Annotated in this window: 24 protein-coding genes; 19 read left to right on the forward strand and 5 right to left on the reverse strand. The window is 50.7% G+C overall.

The window, feature by feature from the left end:
* Positions 1-42 precede the first annotated feature (42 nt).
* The 4 genes from AC6I6S_RS19010 (at position 43) to AC6I6S_RS19025 (ending at position 4,272) form a co-directional block, all read left to right on the forward strand.
* The gene (locus AC6I6S_RS19010) at positions 43-345 is read left to right on the forward strand and encodes a hypothetical protein (RefSeq protein WP_497952391.1); all 303 of its coding nucleotides are present in this window, start codon (positions 43-45) and stop codon (positions 343-345) included.
* Between the two features lie 331 nt (positions 346-676).
* Complete coding sequence (locus AC6I6S_RS19015) at positions 677-1,558, forward strand: hypothetical protein (protein ID WP_497952392.1); 882 nt, start codon at positions 677-679, stop codon at positions 1,556-1,558.
* A gap of 269 nt (positions 1,559-1,827) precedes the next feature.
* Positions 1,828-2,973: a pentapeptide repeat-containing protein gene (locus tag AC6I6S_RS19020; RefSeq protein WP_497952393.1), complete on the forward strand. Its 1,146-nt coding sequence runs from the start codon at positions 1,828-1,830 to the stop codon at positions 2,971-2,973.
* 1,083 nt (positions 2,974-4,056) lie between these two features.
* A complete protein-coding gene (locus AC6I6S_RS19025) occupies positions 4,057-4,272 on the forward strand; it encodes a DUF7563 family protein (RefSeq protein ID WP_497952395.1) in 216 nt (71 codons plus the stop codon).
* 585 nt (positions 4,273-4,857) lie between these two features.
* Here AC6I6S_RS19025 and AC6I6S_RS19030 read toward each other — a convergent pair.
* A complete protein-coding gene (locus AC6I6S_RS19030; RefSeq protein ID WP_497952397.1) occupies positions 4,858-5,124 on the reverse strand; it encodes a hypothetical protein in 267 nt (88 codons plus the stop codon).
* A 320-nt stretch (positions 5,125-5,444) separates the two neighbouring features.
* Positions 5,445-5,906 carry an SPW repeat domain-containing protein gene (locus AC6I6S_RS19035; protein WP_497952399.1) on the reverse strand — a complete coding sequence of 154 codons (462 nt, stop codon included), beginning with the start codon at positions 5,904-5,906 and terminating at the stop codon, positions 5,445-5,447.
* Between the two features lie 502 nt (positions 5,907-6,408).
* On the opposite strand from AC6I6S_RS19035, the gene AC6I6S_RS19040 reads away from it, so the two are divergent.
* Both AC6I6S_RS19040 and AC6I6S_RS19045 read left to right on the forward strand, forming a co-directional pair.
* Positions 6,409-7,266 carry a DUF7344 domain-containing protein gene (locus AC6I6S_RS19040; protein WP_497952401.1) on the forward strand — a complete coding sequence of 286 codons (858 nt, stop codon included), beginning with the start codon at positions 6,409-6,411 and terminating at the stop codon, positions 7,264-7,266.
* Positions 7,267-7,300: 34 nt separating this feature from the next.
* The gene (locus AC6I6S_RS19045) at positions 7,301-7,579 is read left to right on the forward strand and encodes a HalOD1 output domain-containing protein (protein ID WP_497952403.1); all 279 of its coding nucleotides are present in this window, start codon (positions 7,301-7,303) and stop codon (positions 7,577-7,579) included.
* Positions 7,580-7,826: 247 nt separating this feature from the next.
* Here the strand turns inward: AC6I6S_RS19045 and AC6I6S_RS19050 are convergent, their stop codons facing one another.
* On the reverse strand, positions 7,827-8,339 hold the full coding sequence (locus AC6I6S_RS19050; RefSeq protein ID WP_497952404.1) for a nitroreductase family protein: 513 nt from the start codon (positions 8,337-8,339) through the stop codon (positions 7,827-7,829).
* 265 nt (positions 8,340-8,604) lie between these two features.
* Between AC6I6S_RS19050 and AC6I6S_RS19055 the strand changes: the two genes are divergently transcribed.
* Positions 8,605-9,474, forward strand: coding sequence for a ParA family protein (locus AC6I6S_RS19055; protein WP_497952405.1), 870 nt, complete (start codon positions 8,605-8,607; stop codon positions 9,472-9,474).
* Positions 9,471-9,908 (forward strand): DUF7970 domain-containing protein, encoded by a 438-nt coding sequence (locus AC6I6S_RS19060; RefSeq protein WP_497952407.1) that lies wholly within the window; start codon positions 9,471-9,473, stop codon positions 9,906-9,908. Before AC6I6S_RS19055 ends, AC6I6S_RS19060 begins: the two co-directional genes overlap by 4 nt.
* Before the next feature lie 95 nt (positions 9,909-10,003).
* Here the strand turns inward: AC6I6S_RS19060 and AC6I6S_RS19065 are convergent, their stop codons facing one another.
* Positions 10,004-10,822 (reverse strand): enoyl-CoA hydratase/isomerase family protein, encoded by an 819-nt coding sequence (locus tag AC6I6S_RS19065; RefSeq protein ID WP_497952578.1) that lies wholly within the window; start codon positions 10,820-10,822, stop codon positions 10,004-10,006.
* A 23-nt stretch (positions 10,823-10,845) separates the two neighbouring features.
* A complete protein-coding gene (locus tag AC6I6S_RS19070) occupies positions 10,846-11,736 on the reverse strand; it encodes a 3-hydroxyacyl-CoA dehydrogenase family protein (RefSeq protein WP_497952408.1) in 891 nt (296 codons plus the stop codon).
* Positions 11,737-12,159: 423 nt separating this feature from the next.
* On the opposite strand from AC6I6S_RS19070, the gene AC6I6S_RS19075 reads away from it, so the two are divergent.
* The 11 genes from AC6I6S_RS19075 (at position 12,160) to AC6I6S_RS19125 (ending at position 24,144) form a co-directional block, all read left to right on the forward strand.
* Positions 12,160-12,912 carry an IclR family transcriptional regulator gene (locus tag AC6I6S_RS19075; RefSeq protein ID WP_497952409.1) on the forward strand — a complete coding sequence of 251 codons (753 nt, stop codon included), beginning with the start codon at positions 12,160-12,162 and terminating at the stop codon, positions 12,910-12,912.
* A gap of 83 nt (positions 12,913-12,995) precedes the next feature.
* Positions 12,996-13,892, forward strand: a complete 897-nt coding sequence (locus tag AC6I6S_RS19080; RefSeq protein ID WP_497952410.1) for an EamA family transporter — start codon at positions 12,996-12,998, stop codon at positions 13,890-13,892.
* 64 nt (positions 13,893-13,956) lie between these two features.
* Positions 13,957-14,826, forward strand: a complete 870-nt coding sequence (locus tag AC6I6S_RS19085; protein WP_497952412.1) for an amidohydrolase family protein — start codon at positions 13,957-13,959, stop codon at positions 14,824-14,826.
* A 160-nt stretch (positions 14,827-14,986) separates the two neighbouring features.
* A complete protein-coding gene (locus AC6I6S_RS19090) occupies positions 14,987-16,975 on the forward strand; it encodes an AMP-binding protein (RefSeq protein ID WP_497952413.1) in 1,989 nt (662 codons plus the stop codon).
* Between the two features lie 152 nt (positions 16,976-17,127).
* Positions 17,128-18,111 (forward strand): ABC transporter substrate-binding protein, encoded by a 984-nt coding sequence (locus AC6I6S_RS19095; RefSeq protein WP_497952414.1) that lies wholly within the window; start codon positions 17,128-17,130, stop codon positions 18,109-18,111.
* Between the two features lie 151 nt (positions 18,112-18,262).
* Complete coding sequence (locus tag AC6I6S_RS19100) at positions 18,263-18,883, forward strand: ABC transporter permease (RefSeq protein ID WP_497952416.1); 621 nt, start codon at positions 18,263-18,265, stop codon at positions 18,881-18,883.
* On the forward strand, positions 18,871-19,701 hold the full coding sequence (locus tag AC6I6S_RS19105) for an ABC transporter permease (RefSeq protein ID WP_497952417.1): 831 nt from the start codon (positions 18,871-18,873) through the stop codon (positions 19,699-19,701). The genes AC6I6S_RS19100 and AC6I6S_RS19105 overlap by 13 nt, the downstream gene beginning before the upstream one ends.
* Positions 19,702-19,759: 58 nt before the next feature.
* Positions 19,760-20,803: a zinc-binding dehydrogenase gene (locus tag AC6I6S_RS19110; RefSeq protein ID WP_497952419.1), complete on the forward strand. Its 1,044-nt coding sequence runs from the start codon at positions 19,760-19,762 to the stop codon at positions 20,801-20,803.
* A 151-nt stretch (positions 20,804-20,954) separates the two neighbouring features.
* Positions 20,955-21,746, forward strand: a complete 792-nt coding sequence (locus AC6I6S_RS19115) for an ABC transporter ATP-binding protein (RefSeq protein ID WP_497952420.1) — start codon at positions 20,955-20,957, stop codon at positions 21,744-21,746.
* Positions 21,747-23,003: 1,257 nt separating this feature from the next.
* Positions 23,004-23,762, forward strand: a complete 759-nt coding sequence (locus AC6I6S_RS19120; protein ID WP_497952421.1) for a DUF7344 domain-containing protein — start codon at positions 23,004-23,006, stop codon at positions 23,760-23,762.
* Positions 23,755-24,144, forward strand: a complete 390-nt coding sequence (locus AC6I6S_RS19125; protein ID WP_497952422.1) for a DUF7521 family protein — start codon at positions 23,755-23,757, stop codon at positions 24,142-24,144. The genes AC6I6S_RS19120 and AC6I6S_RS19125 overlap by 8 nt, the downstream gene beginning before the upstream one ends.
* The last annotated feature ends 102 nt before the right edge of the window (positions 24,145-24,246 follow it).

The raw sequence follows: 24,246 nt of genomic DNA on the forward strand, positions 1-24,246 counted from the left end.
TCGCGCGCGGCACTCAAGTGTTGGCGATACGTGCTGGAAACTATGGCAGTCACACAACGCGACACATCACCTGCTATCACACAGACGGTCGAGCTCGGAGCGATCCCTGAGCTCCCGTTACCAAAGCAAGCAACGCCCGCACGCGTCACAGTCCACGGCAACCGCCAGAACTTCGAACTCATCGTTGAGCGCGAACATACGTGGATTGTTGAAGGCCGCCTCAGGAAAGCCGAAGTGACCGCAGTCTACGATGACGAGATGATCTACCACTCAACACCAGGAACGGTGCCACGGTGGTTAGAGTTCGTCCTCGAGCGCTTCGGTGTCGAGGAGGTCTCGATATAGCAATGTCCGTCTCGCGAAGCCTGTTTGGGCAGGCTATCCGCGAGACGAGTGTACTGCCAGTGCGAATAGATCGAAACCCGCTTGGAGGCAATCATGTGTATAGACTGCATCAAGCAGGCTAGCACGACGGGTTTTCCTAGTGCCTGCGCTTTCGACTCGAGCCGCTGGCTCGAACTCAGAAGCTCAGCGCTGAAGAACTCAACTGCGGCGAAGAAAGGTGAGGTGACCATTCACCTGTATTCGCAGCGAAGGCAAAAACCCATCGACGACTCTCAAGGGTTGTGCCTGGCTGTAGCGTCTTCGGGCGCTGCCGAACCGCGCGAAGACAGACATGAGCGTTAGTGACAACGAACACACTACACACCCGTCAGTTGCACAGCTACTCGAGACCGTCAATCAGCTCGAAGAGCGAGTCGATTCCCTCGAGGAGGAAGTCGAACAGAAAGGCGACCGAATCGCAGAGCTCGAATCACGAATCGAGATCCGCGGTGAAACCGATGAGATCGAAGACCTATGGGTGAGCGATCTTCCGATTGGAAAGATGCTCGTCAACCGCAAAGAGCGAGTGAAAGAGCTCGACTCTCGCGTACACGCGATCGAACGTGCTGAGGTTGATCCCAACGAGGTAGTCGCGAGCTCGAATTCCAGCGTGGGTCCTGCGGAGTTACTCCCGCTGCATAACAAGTACTTCTCAGCAACGATGCTCGAGCCACACGAACACGACCTCTCGGAGAATCAGGAGCTTGCCGCGAGGCTATTCCCCTACATCGGGCAGTATGCTCATACGAATGGCGACACGATGGTGCTCCCTTCGACGAAGGTTGCAGACATACTCGAACGCGAGATTGCAACCCCCACGTTGGCACGCCGTCTCGACGTCGAAGATCCGAATGGGAACACGGTTCGACGAGTGATGCGCTTCGTCGGTCAGTTCGGTGGTGAGATTCTCGAGTTCGATAAGTCCCAGAAGACCAATCGGATCCTCATCGATCGCGACCGCTGGATTGAGTATACGAACAACGTGGCCGATGCTACGCTCAACTCGAGTACAGAAGATTACGCAGGTGTAAGAACCGCGAATCAGACCCACTCTACGGAGAATACCACCGATACGGATGCTGGCAGTGCTGATGCGGAGTTGGATGTGTTGACTGACAATGCTGATTACGGTGTCGTAATCACCGATGGGGGAACGGACGTAAACTCGGACTAGCCACCTACACCCGAACCACGCACCCAGATGAGGACTCGAGGTAAATTGCCTCGAGTCTGATGCTGTTATTTTGTGTCGGCTACTGTGGGGTGTAATCACTACTCTTTTACTACTCTATTTGGAGTCGTGAAAGATAGCGTAGCTGCTGTTTACGGTAGGCCTCTGAAGGTGATTACGACACCGTAATCACAACAGTCACTCGCCAACCTGGCTACAGTTTTGAGAGTGGCAACAACTATTATCAGCTGGTGTGAAAGTGTCGCACACGAATGGAACAGGGGGGACAGGATCTCGAATTTGAATCTTGCAGTCGTGAAGGTTGCGCCCAGTCAGTCTGGGATGAAGAGGAATCTCAGTACTGCGTCTGGCATACAAAAACCAATGACAAGGAGATAGCAGAATTAAAAAAGACGATAACAGAGGACCTGTCAGGTTCATATCTTGCGGAACTCTCGATAAAAGATAAATTGAGTTTTGAAGGGGTTGACCTTTCGAACTCAAATCTCAGTGGGTCAGTATTAAGCGGAGGGAACCATCCTGATATCCAAGCTTCCGATGCCGACTTTTCAAAGGCGATCCTCTCGGACGCTAATTTTTCCTCGGGAGAATTTGTCAATGCGGATTTCACAGGTTCAAATATGAGAAGGGCGAATTTCATCAATGCAGATCTCAGTGAGGCGAACCTTACAAACGCTGACTTAGCGCATGCTAATCTACAGGGTGCAGATCTCTCACACGCAGAATTAGAGAATACACATTTACGCGAGGTCGATTTAACTGATGCAACAATCCACGGTACAAACCTGGCTAATGTGAGGGATCCGTGTGGGACACTCCCTTCTGGTAAAATATCGTACCTTACAATCGCTAAAACGATTAATGCTCAAGGCTCGGTCCAAATCACGTTTGATGAAGAAGACCAGATTAGTGTATCAGACCTCAACCAGTTCTTATCAAGCTTTGAGAACATATATGGCCATCTACTAACTGTTGATGAAACCAATCCAATATTGTCTGAAGAATACCCCTTTGAAACAATCCAGAATATCAACTCCATCCAAAATTTTAAAGGGTCATTTTCACTAAATAACCTGAAGAAAGACATCCTTGATGCTATAGATAACCCACGTGGGCTATTGGGTGAAACGAACCCCCAACCATCCACTCAAAATTTGATGATCGTGCGCATCAAAAAGGAAAGTCCTTTAGTTATCGCTTTTGCCTCAGCAGGTATCGCCTGTGGTATTGCACTAACTCTGGCTATAATTATAACTGGAGGTAAGATTGACATCGATACGCCTGTGGTTGAGATTTCTGCAGAGATGGGAGGGACGATAGGAGAGGGGCTATCGGACCTTCAGGAACTAAAAGAAGACTACCAACCTAACGAGGGTGGCGAGAACGACAGATCATAATATAAGGCAAGAGGTCCTATTGAAATTCTTTAATATTGATAGGGCCGGCGTTAGGATACTGAGGATGTATGTACTACGACAACTCAATTTATTTCACCCCACTGGTTCTGAATTACTCGGTATGGCATTCCACTCAGATTGACTGCCTTTAATCCTATCTAATCAATTAGAATACGCGATGATCTAATCAACCTCTCTCAAATTCGAAGTAGAAAATACTAAGTAATTTGAATATAATGGCTATACAAGCATCGAACCTGTGGCTCACCAAACTGAGTCTCAGAAAACACCGTGTTTGGGCACGGTGTTCGATGCTATCCCGCTTGGAGGCAAAGATAGCAATGCAGCAATTTCGCACGCACCACCATAAATCAGGTGGACAGACCGCTCGCAGTGAATCGTCCAACAACCGACCGCAGAGTGGCTACCCCGGTATAGCGTTCTCAGCAACTCCTGGCTACACAAACGACCTGCTGACAGTTGCAGAAGCGGTGATCACTCCTCGCATCTCGAGCATCGTCGAAACTCGACTTAGCCCCCCTACGACCTCAGCTTCTGTTGATACACGTCCAACCACGAGGGAAACAGAGCGACACGGGGGCCAGAAATGAACTCTCCTCAAGCTCGCCTCTCAGATCGACAGAAGCTCGATCTCTACCGAGCAATCTTCGATAGCGAGACTCCCCCAAGCACCAATGAATTAGCACGCAAGACCTCACTTGACGAGGCTACCGTCCAGAGCCATCTCTACGAGTTGCTTGACGAAGATCGGATCCGCCGCTCTCGAGGGCACGACAACGAATGCGTATGGCGACACAAGCCTGTTGCGTGCACGGATGGAGGATCTCTCCTTCTTACCCACCAAGAGTTCATAGAGGCCGTCACACGCCTCACTGAGGCTGGCCGGACCGACAACGGCGGTGGAGGAGTCCCAACGACGTTTCTCGCTGAAGAGCTCGAGATCACTCAGAAGATGGCTTCGCGACGAGGTAATGCCCTCGTAGATAATAACGAACTCCGGTTGGTCTGGGGATTTGGGCCGCAGGGTCCGCGAAAAGGATATCTCCCATTGGAGGGCACCCAATGAGTTCCCTCACTCTCTCCACAACCAGCGAAGGACAGTCGGTCGACACAGAGTGCCGGAACTGTGGCGCGCATGTCCTTGGGCAGACCGCCCGTGTCTTTGGCGACAATCAGAACCGGCTCTTTCGGTGTCCAAAGTGTATCTCGAGCCGCGACCTCAAACAGACCGCTGGAGCTGATCCTGAATACTCGAGGGAGGTGGCTAGCGGTGTGTGAGCTCACCTATGAGAAGTCGAAGCCACCTGAGGATCTACCCGACTGCGGTCCAGAGCCTTGGGAGGATCCGGCCCTTCTCGAACAGTTGTACTGCGACCGTGATCTCACAATCCGGGAAATCTCGGAGGATATCTTCGACGGGGCAGTATGTCGTGAAACCGTTCGAATCCGACTTCACGATCACGGTCTTATTGAACCAACTCGAGTCGCGAGGTTACGGAGTCTGAACCCAGAGGACCTTGGCCTCTCACCCAGCCTCGAGGAGAACACAACCACTACCCAGAACAAGGACACTGACCAATGATAGAATCAATCCCACATCCACTGACACCCACGCTGGCAGAGAAACTCGAGCGATCTTCAAAGGTACGCGAACTCCACCCTGAAGTCCTTGCCTCGCGAATGTCGACAGGCTCAGTCATCCCTGCGTTTTTCTTGCTGACTGAAAACAACGCGTGTGCTATCGTGGAGACGAATTCTCGAGATGGGTATCGGTTGCTAAGCAGAGGAAGCAGTTCAGAGGAGGAGGTGATCTATTCAGATCTTCAGAATTGGTGTGAGCAAAACGGGTATCACTGACTGCACCTACGAACTGGAGTCAGGGGTAGTCACACGTAGTTCCTCTCCTACCTCATAGATGTACCCTCGTTTCAGAAGTCGAACAAGCGCGTAGTCCGCATCTCTCGAGTCAAGGGACAGTTCATCGTCTTCGACAAGCAGTTGGAGTGCTTGCTCTCGAGGAATTGATTGTGAACCGCCTGGTTCATCCGAATTCTGATGAGTGGAGAGAACCTCGTAGACTTGTATGATCCATTCTGGAAGCGGTGGTCGTGGATCAGTCAATTTGTCCATTTCAAGCTCGTAGTGAGATTCTCCTTATCCACCGACTTAAGGATATCCCGGGGGGTTACGTCCTCTGATAATTGGTATACTGACCACAGATGCCTTGTTGAAACCCCTATACAGCGATGGGTTTCAATGACCGTGCTGAATACAGAGGATGAGTGCAACCAACGGCACTGTTTGTTTCACGCCAAATGGGGTGAACCATCCGCTCACTATACGTGCGGATGGAACGGTTACGCATCTCCGCCACGGGGCGGGCTACTTATTCCGTAACCCGTTCGGACGACGATGTGTTCGAAAAACCCAAAAGGGAATCACTGACTGAGTTAGGCACGAGCACGGGCGTGGGCTGGCGCGTCGGCCTTCCCGTTCGCGTAGGCGTTATAGGCGGAGATCGCCGCAATAACCAGCCCGGCAACGAGGGTACTCGTCGCCAGTTGGTCGCTGCCCATCTCGATGACGTACGGTGAGATGACCGCCCACAGCCCGAGCAGGACGGCGAGCGACGCGATACCGACGCTTGCCAGCTGATCTTTCGAGAGGCGGTAGAAGTTGTACCCGGCGAGCAGGAAGACCGCCGTCCCGACCATAGTATTGTTCCATATGGCCGTCTCCGTCGCCTCGAGGACGAACGGCGAGGCGACGAGCCACAGCCCGACCAGCGCGACGAGCGCGCTCAGCCACTGCATTACGTCCGTGTTCAACGTATCACGATTGGTCTCGGTTCCAGTGCCCACATTGGATTCGGTATCTCGCTCTGATCGTCTGTTCGATGGTGTATCACTCATAATGGACTCCAAGCGGCATAGCCTGTGCCGGGGAATAACGAGAGTGCAGGCGGCTGCAGGGTCGCTCATTGATCACCGCCTCTGCACTGTCTGTCAGCCCTCTCTATACCCAAAATCGAACCAAGTGGACAACTCGCTGGTCACCGTCTACTCGGCCCGTCGAAGCGGGGTGCGAAACGATACCTGAGCTCCCTGTACTGAGCGTTCAGCCTTCCGCGCTGACCCCGCTCTGTCTCGTGCCACATTCGCACCGTGTATTCAGCAGATGCTGAACGAAATACTCGAACCCTGTCAGAAGTAGCCTACTGACTATAGAGGATGAGTCCAGCGCAGGGGTACGTTTGTATCACGAATTATGTACTGAACCAACCGCCTAATACATCGTATACTGATTACACCAATCTTCCAACTGGGGTGTGTAGGGGAGATCTATGGACGTAAAGAGGAGTCATCACGTGCTTGCATAGGACTTTTATAAGTGTGTTTGCAATCATTAAATAGTATGGATCTGGATTCGCCTACCGAAGAACAGATCCGACACCTCGTCGATTCCCGCAATCGGACCATATTGGACTTGCTCGACGATGCAGGGGGATCCCTATACGTAGAGGAGTTGTCGGATCGACTCGTTTCTGACGATGTGATGATCGTCGATTCATCCACATACGAGGACCAACTCGAACGGGTGCTCATCTCACTTCATCATAATCGGCTCCCGAAACTGGCCGAAGTCGGCTTGGTTGCATACGATCACGAGACGAATCTCGTTACATCTCGAGCGTCTGTAGTATCTACTGATGGGGTGCAAAATGAGTCGATAATCACCGCTATAGCCGAACACCTCCAAACGAGCCCTGAGACACCCGAAAACCAAGTAGGGGTGATTACGGGGCGTGAGTCGGTCATCCAGTATGGGCGGCAACTCGCCGACGAAGCTGAGGAAGAAATCTTCTGTATGTATATCAATCCAGATCTCCTCGAAGAGGCATGTATCCATCACGGAAAGCAAGCACTCGATCGTGGCATCCAAATGTACATGGGGTCGCAGAACTTGCAGGTCCGCGACCTCACCCGAAAGCATCTTCCTGAGGCCACCATCTGGGAGCCACAACTTGACATGCTAAACACACCGTCGTACCCACGGATCGGCCGACTCGTGCTGATCGACCGGCGGAAGGTACTGCTCGGCAGTCTCGATGAACCGGGCGCAGATGGAACACATCCCGAGGAAACAGCGCTGGTTGGCGAGGGCGAGGACCATCCCCTCATAGTGCTTGTCCGCGAACTTCTAGGTCCGCGAATCGACCATCTCGACTACCAGAGCGATGATTTTAGAAGCGGTCTTCCTTACTCAGAATGACCGATGACACCCCCAGCGATGACGCAGTGACCTCATGAAACGAGATACAGACCTCACATACGAGATCGACGCGAATGAATTACCCAGCGAGGCCATCGTTCGGGCCGTCGCGTCGTTCACGAACACCTCGATACTCGACATTGATCCATTATACGATGTGATCGACCCTGATCACTTAAACGGGATATTCGAAACTCCTGAAGAAAGGCGAGGGATTGAGGAGTGTTCAATTACACTCAACTTCAACGGATGTCAAGTCACTGTAACCCAAGAGAGGATTTACGTCCGAGAGACAGATATCAACCCCGATTGAATACAGCTACCAAGTACCAATTCGATCAATCCTGCCTCAATATCGACCGGACAGTAATCTCGCCAAATCGAGAGTTTGGACGTACTGAATTAGCGCTGTGTATTCAGCAAGCGACTCTTTTCAGCTACTGTGCGTTTCAACAGAGCTTCCTCGATAACGACACTGAACCACACAGCGACAGATCCCACTCCAACTCAAACGATCCCCCTCTGATAAATACTCACAAGCCCGTTTTCTAACGGTCTAGCTACTCCTCAAGCTCGAGGCTGTGACCGAACGACCCATGAAATGTGAGCTCTGCAAGTGGCCTGCGGTCTTTCCGACCTTGAATCTCGTGCTGCGGATTGCCAAAGCCAAGGATCGCTGTGAGGTCGTACTCAGCAGGAATCTCGAGAAACTCTCGAACAGCCGGTTGGTCGACGGTGAACATACACGAACCGACATTGTATTCCCAGGCAACTAGCTGCATATGTGTGGCTGTCCGACCCGCGTCAATCTCGTTGAAAGAGTACTGGGGATCAGTACAGATCACAATAGCAAAATCTGCGTTCTGCACCCATCCTCCAGTTGGTGAGTTCTCGGCTAGTTCTTCGAGATTAGCGTCATCATCCAGCAAAATGAAACGCCAATGTTGAACGTTCTTGCCACTGGGAGCGAGACGACCGGCCTCGAGTATCGCTCGTTTTGTCTTTTCGTCAACTGTTTCCTCAGCATACTCTCTAAGTTCGATTCGTGTTTCGATCGCTTCTGTAACATCCATATCCAGTTGCACGCCTCCAGTCTTCATGACAATATGGTGCGGTTCGTTTGATTCAGTTGGGGCCGAACACATCGCTTCGTAGGTCAATTACGGCGTGTGGCCAAAGACGTAGTCGCAATCCGGATTACCGCGTCAGGGTGGCTGTACTGCCTCTTCCGGCAGTCTGACCATCCATACTGAACAGTAACACTGGCGAGTATTACTGACAATGTTCACTGTCGTGTCTGACTAGTATTTTAGTAGTAGGAGCTCACTATCTCTGTTCATGATACCATACACGGTCTGGTCGGAGGCAGGTGGGGTCGGCAAGACAACCCTCGCGACGAATCTCGCTCGAGCACACGTCAACCGCGGTCAAGACGTTCTCGTGATCGATATGGATCCTCAAGACGGAGGGCTTACCCACCATTTGGGTCTCGATGACAGCAAGGCAGAAGCGGATGTAGACAATCTCGCGTTGCACATGATCGGCCGTCCGCGTGGCTCATTTGACAAAATGGTTCGCTCGAGTGAGGGCATCGACGTTATTCCGAGCCACAATATGCTTGGAAACCTGGCCGACCTCCTTGGGAAAGCTGCTGAGCTCGAAGAGGATACGAACCCTGACCCGGACTTCGAATTTAGTAAGGAAAAACAACTCCGTCGGGTTCTCGTCGATGCAGATGTTCCTTCCAAGTACGACGTACTGATCATTGACCCACCTGCATCAGAGGGTCAGCATCTCTACAATGCTGTGTACGCAACAGCAAACCTGCTTATTCCATTCGAACCCTCCCCCAAGGGCGAACGGAGTATCAAAGGGCTTCGTGATGTCGTGAACGGACTCGAGAACGAGCTCGGTGATATCGATGTAGGTGTCTTGGGCGCAGTACCGAACAAGCTCAAGGGGACGAATATCAACGACAAGTATCTCGAGGTCCTGGAGAACGAAGACCTCCCTATTGCGCCGGTTTCCATCGGTGAACGTGGATCTATGCTCGGTGACGCTTGGGATAACCAGGTAACCGTCTACGAGCTCGCTGAAAACGATGAGTACCGCGACCTCCGGGATTACGAAGAACCGACGCTCGAGACCTTCGACGAATTGGCGGCATACATTACTGAGCAGTTCACTGCTCCCGAGGCTACAGCATGAAATCCGGTGCCACTGATCCGTTCGCAGATGACGAAGCGGACGATTTGGCTGAAGAGTCAGCCGATGGAGAAACACATTCTGAGGATACTGCCGAGTCAGTAACACCAGGCAGTAATACTGGCAACACTGGCGATACTGAAGACAATTCGGACACTGAAAACTCGTCCGAGTCTGGCGGTAATACTGGTCAGATTAACCGGTCAGACTTACCATACACGCTGCGTCGTGAGTCTGTTAAGGATGAACGCAATAGCGTCCATCAGCTGTTTGTACTTGATGAGACAGATACGAAGTCTCGAGATGCAGAGCGCGAACTAGAGGATGAGTTTGGAGATGTATATCGGCTCGATGCTCGAGAAGCAATCTACCTTGCGGGCATGCAAAATCTTGATGACGCAGCTGCGGTCCTTCGGAACTGGGGGTACGACCTTTAAAAAATCTCGAGGTTGGAGAACTCGGTGAATCTCAGAGAGCTATGAGATATTTATTTTCTAAGTTCGATCGGGACCCACGCTGAAATCCATCCTAATCAATTGTGGGTCTCTCTCCAGGTTGGTTCTCTGTCTTCTAAGAAGGCATCAATACCTTCGTTCTTCTCTCCGGTTGCAAATAACTGCGCAAATAGTTCTGCCTCGTACTCAATTCCTGCCTCGAGATCCATTCGAGCACTGGCTTGTACAGCTTTCTTTCCCAATTCGAGTGCTATTGGGCTCTTTTCTGACATTGATACTGCCAGTTCGTTCACAGTATCCTCAAATGTTTCTCCATCACAAACAATATCGACGAGACCAATATCTTCAGCTTCTGAAGCACTGATTGGCTTACCGGAAAGCACGAGGCGCATTGCGTTACCTTCCCCAACAAGACGAGGCAAACGTTGGGTAGCCCCACCTCCGGGAATAAGACCGAGGTTGATCTCAGGCTGGCCTATTTTTGCGCGTTCATGGGCAATTCGGACGTCACAACCCATTGCGAGTTCACAACCCCCACCAAGCGCATGACCGTTGATACGAGCGATAACTGGCTGTCTAAGGTTGTCTACGAGCTCGTATACTCGCGGTCGTTTGCTAGCTTCGCGTTGTGCTAGCGGGTCCCGGTCACGAAGCTCCGTAATATCAGCGCCTGCAACAAACGCATTTGAGTTTGCTGAACCAGTTAGGATTACAACCCGGGCTGAGCTCGACTCAATCGCATCAAATACCTGTTTAAACTCAGATCGAAGGAGGCTATTGAGCGCGTTCCTGGCATCTGGGCGTTCGAGTACCACGGTCACAATATTCTCAGCCGGCTCTCCAACGGAGACTGAAATTGTATCGCAGTCATCTGCAATTGATTTGACAGTGCTCATGTCATGATCCTTTGACTGCGTGCTCATCGGTCCATCACTCTCCCTGTCGGTTCAGTACCAACTACTTGATCGTCTTCCCAACGATAAAATCCGGTTCCTGTCTTTTTCCCGTAATTCCCGGCACGGACCTTCCGCTTTAGAATCTGCGGGGGGCGGAACCGTTCTCCTAGCTCTGCATGGAGATACTCGAGAATATCCAAACGCACATCCAAACCCACGATGTCACCGAGTTCAATTGGACCGACTGGATAGTTGTATCCCAGTGTCATCGCCTGATCAATGTCTCGGGGTGAAGCAATCCCCTCTTCAACCATCCTCATAGCCTCTACACCAATTGCAACGCCGAGTCGGGATGATGCGAAACCTGGGGTGTCCATCACCTCGATTGGAACCTTATCTATTCCTTCCACAAACTCATGAGCAACAGATACGATATCATCTGATGTCTGCTCAGCAACCACAATTTCAACCAGCTTCATAATGTGAACTGGGTTGAAGAAGTGAAGTCCGATTCCCCGATCTGGCTCGTCAAGCTTGTTCGTAATTTCTGTGACTGGTAGTGAAGAGGTATTCGTTGCAATTACTGCGTCTTGAGGCGCATATGTTTCAGCCTCGGACAGCACGTCTTGCTTCAAATCAAGTCGTTCGGGTACGGCCTCAATGACGAGGTCCGCATCCGATACTGCCACTTCCAGATTAGTTGTTCCTGAGAGACCGTCTTTCGCCTGGTTTGCGGTAGACTCAGATACCTTGTCTCGTCGGATGCCTTCTTCCAGGTTCGTCTCAATCTGTCCAATAGCATCCTCTATCAAGGACTGATCGATATCACGAATTACTACCGAGTGATTGGCCATCGCTGACACTTGGGCGATTCCATGACCCATGGTACCGGCGCCTAACACTGCAACTTGCATACAGCCTCCTTCCTGCAGGCAATGAAAATACTTCCGGTAATGTATAGGAAATTCTAACTAAATAACCACTTCCCCAACTCAATCAAGCCGGATCCAATTCCGATGATTGGTTCGACAATACCGAATGTAGAATCTCACCGCACCCACAATTATTCCCCTTGATCATAAAGAATGGATTATGTATGTGAGCTAAGTATGACTTTGCGTACCTTGGCATAGAATGGCGCAGTCGATTTAACGGGTATTTTGGACCGAAATGATCCTATCATGACGGCCATAGCTGTGTAATGGTGAATGTTAGTAAGCAGACTTTCATTGGAATTGAAGAAGGTTCCACTATCCGATGGTTTCGAAATCGGCCAATTCGGAATGATTGAAAATACTTATTTATCCATCGGCCTTGGGTACGAGGCGTGAAAACGGATGACAAGCATTAAATCTGGGGCAAGGTTGTTCGAAATTGTCGAATCCCTCGACGAAGCCGAGAGTGCGAGTGTAACTGAAATCTCAAACAGGGTGGATATCCCTCCCAGTACGACCCACGCTTATCTCAAGACGCTCAAAGAACAGGGATACGTGATCCAGAAACCAGACCAAACTTACCGTCTCAGCCTTCGGTTTCTCGAACTTGGGAGCAGTGTCCGTCAGTCAAATTCAGTCTACTCCATCGTCAAACCAGTCTTGGAAAAATTAGCTATGGAGACTGGAGAAAAGATGTGGTGTATTGTTGAAGAAGGCGGGAAGGCGGTTTTCCTAGCGGAAGCGCAAGGGGAGAATTCAATCAAAACGAATACGCACATCGGACAACACGTCGACATTTGGCGACTCGCGGGGGGCCGAGCTATTCTTGCCCACCTTCCTCCAGAAGAACAAGCGAATACTCTGGATCAGTACAACTTCCCGCAGGAGATCGGCGACCATACAATTGACCGAGAAACTGTCGAAAAGGATCTCGAGACAATTCGTGAGCGAGGTGTGGCGTTCAACGACCAGTATTTTATGAAGTCTGTTGAGGGAATTGGCGCCCCAATCGTAGATACAGAGAATCGGGTGTACGGGGCAATCAGCATCAGTGGCCCATCTGATCGGATCTCCCGAAAACAGGAAGACGGCAGTCTCACTGAATTACTCCTTGGGACAACAAGCGAGCTGGGAATTAATATCTCGTACCAATAACCCATAATTTGATCTCGGCACAAATCAACAGCCCTGTCGAAAGTCGAAATAATCATATAGATGATCTTGATTGTCGTTACACAATGGCAAGCACGCCGGCACTGGGGATCTTACTCGCTATTTTAGCGGCTATTGCCTATGCGTTCCAGCAGATATTCCTCCGGATGGGAACTCGAGACGAGAATCCTATCGATGCGCTCGCAGTTGTAATCTTTGTCAATGTTGTCGTACTAGTCCCACTAACTGTTCTTCTGTACTATCCCTCATTTTCACTCACTACGACCTCACTTCTCGCCTTTGCTGGTGCGGGGGCAGTAGGCACGGTCGCAGGACGACTTTGTCATTTCATTAGCATAAAGCGAGTTGGTGCCAGTCGAACTGCACCGCTCGTTTCATCCGATATCCTCTTCGCGACAGTTATCGCTGTCGTCGTATTGGGAGAGTCTTCGAGTGCTGTTCATTTTCTTGGTGTACTGTTGGTATTCGGTGGCGTTGTATTGATTACGTTAGAGACGTCACAGAATCAGCACTATGATAGTGGTCAACGAATCCTGATTTGGCTTGCAGTTCCCATCCTTGGGGCTGCGTTTTACGGTCTCGAGCCTACCCTTGCCAAAATCGGGCTCGAAGAAGGGACTCCATTTCTAGTCGGTTTAGCAGTAAAAACGACAGGGGCGTTCGGATTGCTTTTAGGCTACGTTGCGTTCAGAGGCATTCAACCAATTGCTCGCACCGTAACCCTGCGATGGCATTTGTTGGCAGGTACCGCAAACACTACATTTCTTCTTGCCTATTACATGGCGTTATCCAACGCACCCGTTGTAGTTGTCTATCCAATTATTCCGGCAAGCATTCTGCTAGTGTTACTCCTTTCAGTCTCTTTTCTCCCTGAGCGCATTGAGCGTGTGACTACCGCACTCACTACCGCAGCGATCGTGATAGTGCTCGGCCTTATTCTGATCTCGGTGACCGCTCAGTAACAAGCAGCACGTATCTTCGTCAACGGGAAAGTACATATAGGCGGCCATCACATCGACAATCAGCATGAGTGCACTCGAGTTACTCGATGAGCCAAGGGCCATAGATACGCATGCACACCAGCCAACCAGCGAATTCCTTCATGATGCTGGTGGGCAAATGATGCAAGACGCTGCCGATCGTTTTGGGACTGACCTTGAGACCGATACGTACGACAACATGGTTGAAGAGTACCATGAGGCTGGTGTCGGGCAAGCTGTTTTGCTGGGATGGGACGCTGAGACCAATACTGGGAATCCGCCCGTTCCAAATGACTACGTAGCAAACGTCCGTGACGAGTATCCGGACTTCTTCATCGGCTTTGGCTCTGTGGACCCGCTCAAAGATGACTGTGCTGAGGAAGCAAGACGATGTGTTGAGGACCTCGATCTTTCTGGGTTCAAGTTCCAGCAGATCGCACAAGGCTTTGATCCTTCTGACCCTGAGCACGAGGAGCTATGGGAGACCATCGAGGAACTCGAGGTTCCTGTCGTCTTTCACGGCGGAAACTCCACGCTTGGGGCGTGTTCCCCTGGTGGCCGCGGTTTGAAGATCAAGTACGGCAATCCGATGCTTATTGACGACGTCGCTGCGAATTTCCCAGATCTTCAAATTCTCATTGCCCATCCGGCGTACCCTTGGGAGAAAGAACAGCTCGCGATCTGCCAGCAGAAAGGGAACGTCTACATGGACCTTTCTGGGTGGATGCCAAAATATATCGACGAACAAGTGCTCCACTACGCGAAGACCCTCCTCAAGGACAAGGTTATGTTCGGTACTGATTACCCTATGTTGGAACCGGAACCGTGGCTCAAGCAGTTCGCTCAACTCGAGTTCGACGAGGAAGTCCAGCGTAAGATCCTTTGGGAAAATGCTGAACGCTTCCTCGGACTATAGCAGTACTTGACCTTCTGCATTGTTTGAGTAGTCTCGTCTACCCCACTTCCACTTGTCCTTTGCCTTGACGTGCATACAGGTAGTTTTGAATACGTTCTTCTTCGAAACAATCCCCTAGAGCAACCATTAAATGAGTAGAGTCACTTGCGGTCGATAGACCATGGAGTACTTTGATGACAGTGCACCAATCGTGCATGAACCTACCACTGCAGATGTGGAGGATACGAATATCTACCAGTTTATGCAACAGCATGGCATTGACGGGTATGATGATCTAATCGAACGAACAACCACCGATATTGAGGGCGTTCCGGAGTCCGGACTTGAGTGGTTCTGGGATGTCGTTGTCGACGATCTCGGAATCGAGTTCTATGAAGAATATGATGCTGTGCGTGATGATTCGGAGGGACCACAGTTTTCGGAGTGGTACCCGGGTGGTGAGATAAATATTGCTCACAACGTTCTTGATCGCCATGCACAGCCGAACTCACCGAAGCGGAATAAGATCGCCTGTATCTGGGAGGGAGAAGATGGTGAGGAGCGTCAGGTTACGTTCCATCAACTGCACCAAGAGGCGAACAGGGTTGCGAATGCGTTACAGGAGCGCGGCATCGAGAAGGGGGATACCGTTGCGGTCTATATGCAGATGTGTCCCGAGATCCTGTCTGTACTCTATGGGGCGTTCAAAGTTGGAGCAATTGTCGTCCCACTGTTCTCAGGGTTCGCAGCTGATGCAGTGAAAACTCGCATCGATGACGCAGAGTGTTCTGTGTTATTTACGATGGATGGTTTCCCGCGGCGAGGCTCGGAGGTCCCCCTCAAAGATAATGTCGACGAAGCAGTGGAGGATCGGGAATACGTCGAACACGTCATTGTACTCGAGCATCTTGGAGCCGATATTTCTTGGAACGATGACCGCGACGAGTGGTGGCATGAGGCGATAGAATCCCAAGATGACTCCTTTGATACGGTCTCATTGGACTCCAACGATGAGTCAATGATCATCTACACTAGTGGGACCACCGGCAAGCCGAAGGGCACGGTACATACTCATGCTGGCCAACTTCTCCAGTGTGCAAAGGAAATCTACTATATATTTGATATCGATGATTATGATCGAGTCTTTTGGAATACCGATATGGGCTGGATGTCGGGACCATGGATGTCGCTCGGCACGCACACGTTTGGTGGCACCCTCTTATTGTATGAAGGCGCGCCCGACTACCCTGATCCAGGAAGGTTCTGGGATATCATCGATCGACACGGAATCACGATTTTTGGAATGAGCCCGACAGCCGTCAGAGGTGTTCGGAAATTCGGCCTCGAGTGGGTTGAAGATAAAGATCTCTCGACTCTCGAGGCGATTGTTTCGGCTGGCGGACCATGGGATCCAGACTCCTGGATGTGGTGTTACGAGGAGATCGGTGATGGAGAACTACCAATCATGAACGTAAGTGGTGGTACCGAGATCTGCGGTTCGTTCGTGAATACGCTACCGATCATGCCACTTAAGCCGTGTACTGTTGGCGGCCCCGGATTGGGAATGGACGTCGATATCGTCGATTCAGATGGTGAAAGTGTAGTCGAGAAAAACGAGCGTGGGTACCTCGTTGCTCGAGACTCGTGTCCATCTATGACCAAAGGGCTATGGAATAACGATGAGCGCTATCTCGAGGAGTACTGGAGTACGTGGGATGACGTGTGGGATCACGGTGATTGGGCAATCGAAGACGAAGACGGCTTCTGGTACCTTCTTGGCCGAGCTGACGACGTAATCAACGTCGCTGGTAAACGCGTAAGTCCATCGGAAGTCGAGAGTGCAGTTCTCGACCATCCAGACGTCAATGAAACGATCGCAATTGGTGTCCCGGACGATGATAAGGGGGCGGCTATCGTAGCATACGTTATTCCCAATGAGGGGACTGACGACACCGACGAGCTTCGGGAGACGCTACTCACTCGCGTCCAAGATCGACTCGGAAAGCCGTTCAGGCCGCGTGAGCTCTTGTTCGTCGATGCCTTCCCGCGCACACAGAGTGGGAAAGTAGTCCGTCGAGCAATTGAAGCGATTTACACGGATGGCGATGCAGGTGACCTCAGCAGCCTCGAGAATCCTGAAGCGCTCGAAAGTTTGCGAAACGCTCGGTAACTCGGTTTCCCGAGACCCCATCACGCGTATTCCGTGATAGTGTTTGATTACTGGCCAATACTACAAATGTTTGTGAGGTTATTGGTAATATCAGTATGTAATAATCGTTGAGATGGAAAAGATCTATTATAGATTACGATAGTGGAGTTGCCATGGATATTGATAGCGAAAGGCGTAACTACCTTCGTGGGGCTGGTGCTGCAACTTTAGCGGGACTTACAGGGCTTGCTGGGTGTCTTAGCGATGATGATGGCGATCTCACGTCACTCGAGATCGGCCTGGCGGTTCCAAATTTCTCCCCATACGCGCCAGCGGAGATGGCAGAAGAATTGGGATACTATGAAGAAAACGGAGTTAACCCTAACATCAAAGCATACGGGGGCGGAGGTGAGGTAACATCTTCATTGGCTGGTGGTGAAGAGGAGTTAGTAAATTCAAACTCAATTAGTGTCCTTCTGGCAAACCAGGAAGGTGCAGATATTCGAATTATCAGCGGCTTCCAGCTTCGACCATATGGGTGGGAGATGGTTGTCGCGGATGATTCTGATATCGAATCGGTTGAGGACCTAGATGGTGAGAACATTGCCGTTTCAGCACGAGGCTCGACAACCGATCACAACGCATTGTATGCGGAGGCGATCCATGAAATCGAGTATGGTGAGGTCGTTCCAATTGGTGGAGAGGGTCTGATCACGGGCCTGCGTGAAGGACAGGTAGTAGCGTCCTCGATGTACCCATCTCTGCCACAGATCGCCAACGTAGAAGGATGGGGACGAACGTTATTCCAATTCGAGGAACTTGGCGAAACACTTCCCGCGCCATGGATGGCGAGCCAGTCCGCTATCGATGAAAAAGAAGAAGCAATTGAGGGTGCGTTAGATGCGATCTATCGCGCAGCCGAGTACATGCAAGAGAATGAATCAGAGTCAAAGGAGTACCTCGCAGAGTACACAGGCAGTGATGAAGAGATCACGGAATGGGAGCACGATCAGATCATAAACACGCTTTCGATCGACGGTGAGATTAGCGACGAAGCGATCGATAACGTCTACGAGATGGCCGAAACGGCCGGTATCAACGAAGTCCCAGATCCTGAGGACGTATTCGACGATCGGTTCACGCCGATTGAACTGTAATCTCTATCCAATTATGGATAGTTACTCTCTCAAGATATGGGCTGGCCGCCTCGTCGTTATCGGCACGATTCTCGGTTGCTGGGAGATCTTACCAAGCGCAGGACTTGTCGATGAAACGTATCTCCCACGCTTTTCAGATGTCGTTATAACGATGGTCGACCTCCTCGTCGATGGAGCAATTATCGATGATTTGGCTGCCACCGCGCTTCAGATCGCAATCGCCTTCGCAATAGCTGTCCCACTAGGTATCCTTACGGGCCTCTACCTAGGAACTCGTGGTAAGGCAGACGGGCTTTTCTCGTCGATGCTTACGACGTCAATTGGCCTCCCAAAATCGATATTCCTGCCAATATTTGTCTTCACTATAGGTACTGGGATGACACAGAAGGTAGCCTTCGCGATCCCGTATAGCTACCCGATTATTGTGCTTATCACAATGGCGGGTGTTCGAACCGTCGATGAAAAACTAGTCATGTCGGCAAGGTCGATGGGGGCGAATAGCCGAGAGATATTCCGATATATCTACATCCCCTCTACAATTCCGTCTATCGTGACGGGGTTGCGATTGGGATTGATATTCACCGTCCTCGGTGTGATCATCGCGGAGATGTATGTCTCCCAGCAGGGTGTCGGACAACTGCTGGTTAGCTGGGGTCGTAATTTCCAAATCACGGAATTGTTTGCAGGAATCCTTCTCGTGGCAGCTGCAACGATCATAGCTAATGAATCGATTCGATACCTCGAGCAAAGAGTGAGCCAATGGAACGCATGAATTTCGTCGAATCAGCTCAGAACGGGGCCTCGTCAGTCTATCAACGGTACGGAAGAGTGAATAGCATTACCCGAACCATTTTCGCGCTTCTCCTAGTCGCAGTTATTTGGGAGGCAGTGTATTATCTTCAGCTATTCAGCACCATGGTCTTCCCTTCATTGATAGACGTACTCTCAGTCGGCCTAACTGACCGAGAGACCTTCATTGATGCGTTGACGGTTACAGCATACGAAATCGGTATCGGGATTGCGATCGCTTGGTCGATCGGCATCACTATCGGATTAGCTTTCGGCTCGAGCCGATACCTTCTGGCAGTGTTCCAGCCGATCTTTTCGTCGTTATTCGCTGTTCCCTTTATTCTATTGTATCCGATATTCCTGGCTTGGTTCGGTATCGGTTCGACCTCAAAAATCGTTTTTGGAGCGACCTATGGCATGTTTCCTATTGTTCTGAATATCATGACGGGTGTCGGAGAGATCGATCGGAAGTACCTGCTCGTCGGACGGAGTATTGGAGCTTCGAAGACGCAGCTGATCACGCGAATTCAGATCCCATTAGCAATCCCTGCAATTGTCTCAGCACTTCGAATCGGGACTGCGCTTGTAGTCGTCGGCGTTGTCTTCACCCAAATGATTGCCTCAACCAAGGGGCTTGGTTTTGTCATTCGGTCGAATCAAACCATATACAACACTGAGCATGTCTACTTTGCAATCTTACTGACCGTCCTCCTCGTCGTTATTGTCGATCGCGGCCTCACCCTGGTTGAAAACCGGGTTGGTGGAGGCGATGAGGGCGATACGGAGTGGATGGCGGCCTGATAGTCCCAGCGTTCATTCCCTCTAAAGATTTATCGCTGTTCGCGAAAGATCGAGTTGTATGCATGCAGTCCAGTTTACCGAACACGGTAGTGTAGATGTACTCGAATATTCAGAAGCTCCAGATCCTGAGCCGACAGCAAACGAGGTTCTGATAGATATCAAAGCAGGCGCAGTGAACTACTTGGACCTCTGGACGAGACAAGGTGCTCATGGGATTGAGCTACCGACTCCACACATCCCTGGGAGCGATGCTGCCGGTCGGGTTCTCGAAGTGGGTGAGAACGTCGATCGCTTCGAGCCAGGCGACCACGTTGCGGTGTACGCAGTAAAGCGGTGTGGGGCTTGTGAGTTCTGTCGCGATGGGGATCCTACGATGTGCGTAAACTACCACGTTGTCGGTGCCCATACAACCGGAGTCCATGCAGAGCTGGCAGCAGTCCACAAAGACAACCTCGTTCCTGTTCCAAAAGACGTCCCGTGGGGTATCGCAGCTGCTGCACCAATGGTGTTTCTTACGGCATGGCGATTAGTCATGACCCGTGGACGGGTTCGTGCCGGAGAAGACGTACTGATACTCGGAGCAAGTGGTGGTGTTGGCCATGCAGCCGTGCAAATCGCTTCGCTTGCTGGTGCAACTGTGTATGCGACTGCTAGTACAGAAGAAAAACGCGAGCATACGCGTGAATTGGGTGCGGACTATACGATAGATTATACCGAAGAGCAGGTGGATAGTCGCATTCGTGAACTCACCGGTGGACGAGGCGTTGATGCCGTTGTTGATCATATCGGTGCCGCGACGTGGGAATCTTCGCTCCGTTCCCTTGCAAAAGGTGGCCGTCTCCTCACTTGCGGCGTGACTACCGGCGCAAAGACTGAATTGAATATAAACCGCGTGTTCTACAATCAACTCGAGATCATTGGATCGACAATGGCTACACCCGGCGAGGCAGATGATGTGCTGGATCTTGTCTGGGACGGCGCAATGGAACCCACGATCCGAGCCGAGCTTCCGATGAGCCAGATTGGGCAAGCCCATGAACTGATGGGTGACGGAAAGGGGTTCGGGAAAATCGTCGTACGGCCTGATTCCGAAATGGAATGAGTTCACACTATCAGTAGCGGGAGCGAATCTATTTGCTGCAGACTAATGGACCGGCTGCTAAAGAAGTATTCTCGTTGAATGAATCTATTGGCACCCAAACGTGCGAAGCGCTAGCAAAACCTATAACTCGGTTCTCCACAGTAGACAAGGTATGAGTGATGCTGCGGGTCAACCATCAGACGATCTGAGTCAGGAGAGCGATCCATTAGTTGTCGTAGAAAACATCACCAAGACGTATGATGATAACGGGAATACATTATACGCACTTGATGATATTAACTTTGAGATCGAGGAGGGAGAATTCGTAGCTATCGTTGGCCCAAGCGGGTGTGGGAAGACAACGATGTTGATCACAATGTCCGGTCTGAGACCGGCCACTTCTGGTCAGCTATACCTCGATGGTACTCCAATCGATGGACCTAGACCTGATGATATCAGTGTCGTTTTTCAAGAATATACACTAATGCCTTGGAAAACAACGCTACAGAACGTAGCGTTCCCACTGTCTCTCCGAGGGGTGGATAAGGAAACTCGCCAACAGAAGGCTCGTGAGTTGATCGAGATGGTTGGTTTGGAAGGATTCGAAGATCACCATCCGGACGAACTTTCGGGCGGAATGCGCCAACGTGTCGCGATTGCTCGTGCTCTAATCCAGGAGCCACGTTTGTTGCTAATGGACGAACCCTTTGGCGCACTTGACGAGCAAACCCGGACGAAAATGGGGAACGAAATCCTTCGTATTTGGCGAGAAACGGAACAGACCATCGTCTTTGTTACTCACGATCTCTCTGAGGCCGTCTACCTATCAGACAAAGTGATAGTACTAAAGGATGGTGAACTTGAAGAAATTGTTACCGTTGATCTTCCTCGCCCTCGAGGAGACCAAACCCTCGAGAACGAACGGTACGGACAACTCCGCAACCATTTGTGGGATATAATCTAAAGGGGGCGGTGATAGTCCCACGGCACACCTGGCCCGTGGCCATCTACTTTGATAAGAGGTGTTCAGTACCTGTAGGAGCAGTGTTTAGTTAGCGTGGTCTGAGAAGCGAGCGGGCCGTAGAGATTGTTTGGAATTTCGCTTGTAGACCTGCTCAGCGAGTGTTACGCGTCTGAATTTGCTGATCGTGGCAGCGTGAGTGGACGGCAACGCCTATCACCGTATATTTCGCCCGCTTCCACGCGGTCGAGTGTTCTCCGGGAGACACAAGCGATTCTGTGCTTGATCGGCGGTGAGCGCTTTTATTAAACAATCTGCCACTGAGAAAATGTCGGTTTAGCGATTGCTCTTCCGGTCCACTGATGGTGAGACCCTTGTGGGGTCGGGAACCAACAGGATGATGTCAGGATAAAGAGTGTTCACTCTTGGGAATACTACACAGTATAATTCGACTCACAGCTGATAGTCAATGTTGAAATGTCCGGAGAACAGGTACCGATCCAGTCACCGCACTCCTGCACTGAATGACCGAGAACCATGATCTCTCTGAGAAGGTGTTTTCATCGGCAGCCTTGCTTTCTGATTACAGTCTACCGATTTTCGTTGAGCAGCCACTCGACTCTGTAGAACAAGCCCTGATCGGAAAGTAGTTTCACACGTTCAAAATGTACATCGATAACCACCATAACCTGTGTGTAGGTCGTTGGGAAAGTATGAACGACAATATTGTATGAGGACCCATTATTATGGACGAGACGGCCGCATTAGTCACTCAACAGACAATTTTACTCGAGGTTGTGAGATCTAACGATGTCCATTACGACAAAATCTACATGGGCAATAGTTTGTTATCCCTGACCTATCTTTGACGATATTTTCTGAACAGTAATACTGGCCAGTGTTACTTAACAGTGTTACTGCCTTGGGTAACGGTAGTTAGGTTATACTGAATACAAGGAGATAAGCCCAGTATACAAACATCTAACGAAGGTAGTTGAAAACATGGCTCTATTGAACCCCCAGCAGATAACAAGTGCTGACTATGGAATACTGGGGGTTAGTACAGTATGATGAATCAATTCATTTTACCTACATTCACTTGAAATAGCCGAAAAAGAACCTGCGAATGTAGCATAACATTCTTCTTAATCTGGGGAATTAGTAATTGCTCAAGCCGGCAAAAACGACGAGCAATTCACCCTGAAGGTATGATGATCCTGTGATAACATTATTTACCCAGTGGAACTGAGTAGCGGAGTAATGACCGAGAGCAAAATCTATCCGCGGAACCCAACGCTCGAGTGTATTGCATCCCGTCATCGACGTGAGGGGCTTCTTGCCCTGAAGAGGTGGGGACCGACGTTGGCTACGAGGGAACTCGCAGACTATCTTGCTGCCGCGTCTCATGGGACGTCATCACCCAGTGCCCTAGAGATAGAGGCGATGCATACTCAACTCACTCACGTTCATCTGCCAGCACTCGAAGCTGTAGACCTCGTTTCTTGGGACCGAGAAAAGGGGGCCATCCAAACGACGGCACATCCAGCGCTCGATGACCCACGGTTCAAACAGCTACTTGAGTTCAAAGCCAACGATTTAGATACGATTCTCTCGGGACTGTCTCACGAGTATCGCCGGATCGTTCTAACCGTTCTCGAAGCCGAACGGATGAAGTCACGAAATGAACTAGCACACGAAATTCGTCGTCGTCTGTCAGAGAGGGTGCGACATGATTCGCTCTCAATCGAGGAAATCAGCCTCTCGTTACACCATACGCATCTCCCGAAGCTCAACGAGATCGATGTGATCGAATTTGACCCCACCACTGGGCACGTCTCTTATGTCGACCATTCCGTTCTCGAACAAGTCTTCACGATTATTTTCGAACGTGATGACTCTGCCATCGAGAAATTTGACGGATTCTTAGGCGGGCTTTCCGACTCCTACCAAGAAGCGAGGCGAGGGACGAATAGCCGAGCAGACTGGCCGCACTTCTGGAACGATCCATACTATGGATAGCACGTTAGAATTGTGGGCGTACGTCTTCAGCAACATCGGGGCAGTTGCGGTCGGAAGCCTCTTGACCGCGCTTAGTTTCCTCGCGTATCGGCGAAACAGCGATCAGTCTTCGTATCGATTTGCGACTGTTGGGTTCGGCCTGATCGTTCTAGGGACACTCGTCGACCCAATCTACTTCCTCTGGATTTTGGGTGACTATCGCCTGACATTCACCAGAATCTTGCTCTTTCAGGCCAGTGAAGATCTCTTGTTCGCCGCTGGGCTGGGGTTTCTCTTCTGGGCAATTATCCGGCACGACACTTCAACTGCTCCAACGGCAGGTGACCATGTCCCGCCAGAAGATGAATTAGTTTGGAACCATCACTCGCAGAACGATGAATAAAGACTCTGCGCTAAGCAATCACTCTTCCGTCTGAGTGGCCGCTGATTGGTGTTGCATTCCCGGGTCCACTGAACTAACTGATTCGCCGACTCTAACGTGATA

This window comes from Natrononativus sp. DTA114 (genome assembly GCF_059736515.1).

What these genes read in the sequence shown, in the direction of transcription:
- AC6I6S_RS19110 (WP_497952419.1), top strand. Translation starts at nt 19,760, where the DNA reads ATGCATGCAGTCCAGTTTACCGAACACGGTAGTGTAGATGTACTCGAA.
- AC6I6S_RS19040 (WP_497952401.1), top strand. Translation starts at nt 6,409, where the DNA reads ATGGATCTGGATTCGCCTACCGAAGAACAGATCCGACACCTCGTCGAT.
- AC6I6S_RS19100 (WP_497952416.1), top strand. Translation starts at nt 18,263, where the DNA reads ATGGTCGACCTCCTCGTCGATGGAGCAATTATCGATGATTTGGCTGCC.
- AC6I6S_RS19070 (WP_497952408.1), bottom strand. Translation starts at nt 11,736, where the DNA reads ATGCAAGTTGCAGTGTTAGGCGCCGGTACCATGGGTCATGGAATCGCC.
- AC6I6S_RS19115 (WP_497952420.1), top strand. Translation starts at nt 20,955, where the DNA reads ATGAGTGATGCTGCGGGTCAACCATCAGACGATCTGAGTCAGGAGAGC.
- AC6I6S_RS19055 (WP_497952405.1), top strand. Translation starts at nt 8,605, where the DNA reads ATGATACCATACACGGTCTGGTCGGAGGCAGGTGGGGTCGGCAAGACA.
- AC6I6S_RS19010 (WP_497952391.1), top strand. Translation starts at nt 43, where the DNA reads ATGGCAGTCACACAACGCGACACATCACCTGCTATCACACAGACGGTC.
- AC6I6S_RS19065 (WP_497952578.1), bottom strand. Translation starts at nt 10,822, where the DNA reads ATGAGCACTGTCAAATCAATTGCAGATGACTGCGATACAATTTCAGTC.
- AC6I6S_RS19120 (WP_497952421.1), top strand. Translation starts at nt 23,004, where the DNA reads ATGACCGAGAGCAAAATCTATCCGCGGAACCCAACGCTCGAGTGTATT.
- AC6I6S_RS19025 (WP_497952395.1), top strand. Translation starts at nt 4,057, where the DNA reads ATGAGTTCCCTCACTCTCTCCACAACCAGCGAAGGACAGTCGGTCGAC.
- AC6I6S_RS19060 (WP_497952407.1), top strand. Translation starts at nt 9,471, where the DNA reads ATGAAATCCGGTGCCACTGATCCGTTCGCAGATGACGAAGCGGACGAT.
- AC6I6S_RS19080 (WP_497952410.1), top strand. Translation starts at nt 12,996, where the DNA reads ATGGCAAGCACGCCGGCACTGGGGATCTTACTCGCTATTTTAGCGGCT.
- AC6I6S_RS19090 (WP_497952413.1), top strand. Translation starts at nt 14,987, where the DNA reads ATGGAGTACTTTGATGACAGTGCACCAATCGTGCATGAACCTACCACT.
- AC6I6S_RS19030 (WP_497952397.1), bottom strand. Translation starts at nt 5,124, where the DNA reads ATGGACAAATTGACTGATCCACGACCACCGCTTCCAGAATGGATCATA.
- AC6I6S_RS19035 (WP_497952399.1), bottom strand. Translation starts at nt 5,906, where the DNA reads ATGAGTGATACACCATCGAACAGACGATCAGAGCGAGATACCGAATCC.
- AC6I6S_RS19020 (WP_497952393.1), top strand. Translation starts at nt 1,828, where the DNA reads ATGGAACAGGGGGGACAGGATCTCGAATTTGAATCTTGCAGTCGTGAA.
- AC6I6S_RS19075 (WP_497952409.1), top strand. Translation starts at nt 12,160, where the DNA reads ATGACAAGCATTAAATCTGGGGCAAGGTTGTTCGAAATTGTCGAATCC.
- AC6I6S_RS19050 (WP_497952404.1), bottom strand. Translation starts at nt 8,339, where the DNA reads ATGGATGTTACAGAAGCGATCGAAACACGAATCGAACTTAGAGAGTAT.
- AC6I6S_RS19105 (WP_497952417.1), top strand. Translation starts at nt 18,871, where the DNA reads ATGGAACGCATGAATTTCGTCGAATCAGCTCAGAACGGGGCCTCGTCA.
- AC6I6S_RS19095 (WP_497952414.1), top strand. Translation starts at nt 17,128, where the DNA reads ATGGATATTGATAGCGAAAGGCGTAACTACCTTCGTGGGGCTGGTGCT.
- AC6I6S_RS19045 (WP_497952403.1), top strand. Translation starts at nt 7,301, where the DNA reads ATGAAACGAGATACAGACCTCACATACGAGATCGACGCGAATGAATTA.
- AC6I6S_RS19015 (WP_497952392.1), top strand. Translation starts at nt 677, where the DNA reads ATGAGCGTTAGTGACAACGAACACACTACACACCCGTCAGTTGCACAG.
- AC6I6S_RS19125 (WP_497952422.1), top strand. Translation starts at nt 23,755, where the DNA reads ATGGATAGCACGTTAGAATTGTGGGCGTACGTCTTCAGCAACATCGGG.
- AC6I6S_RS19085 (WP_497952412.1), top strand. Translation starts at nt 13,957, where the DNA reads ATGAGTGCACTCGAGTTACTCGATGAGCCAAGGGCCATAGATACGCAT.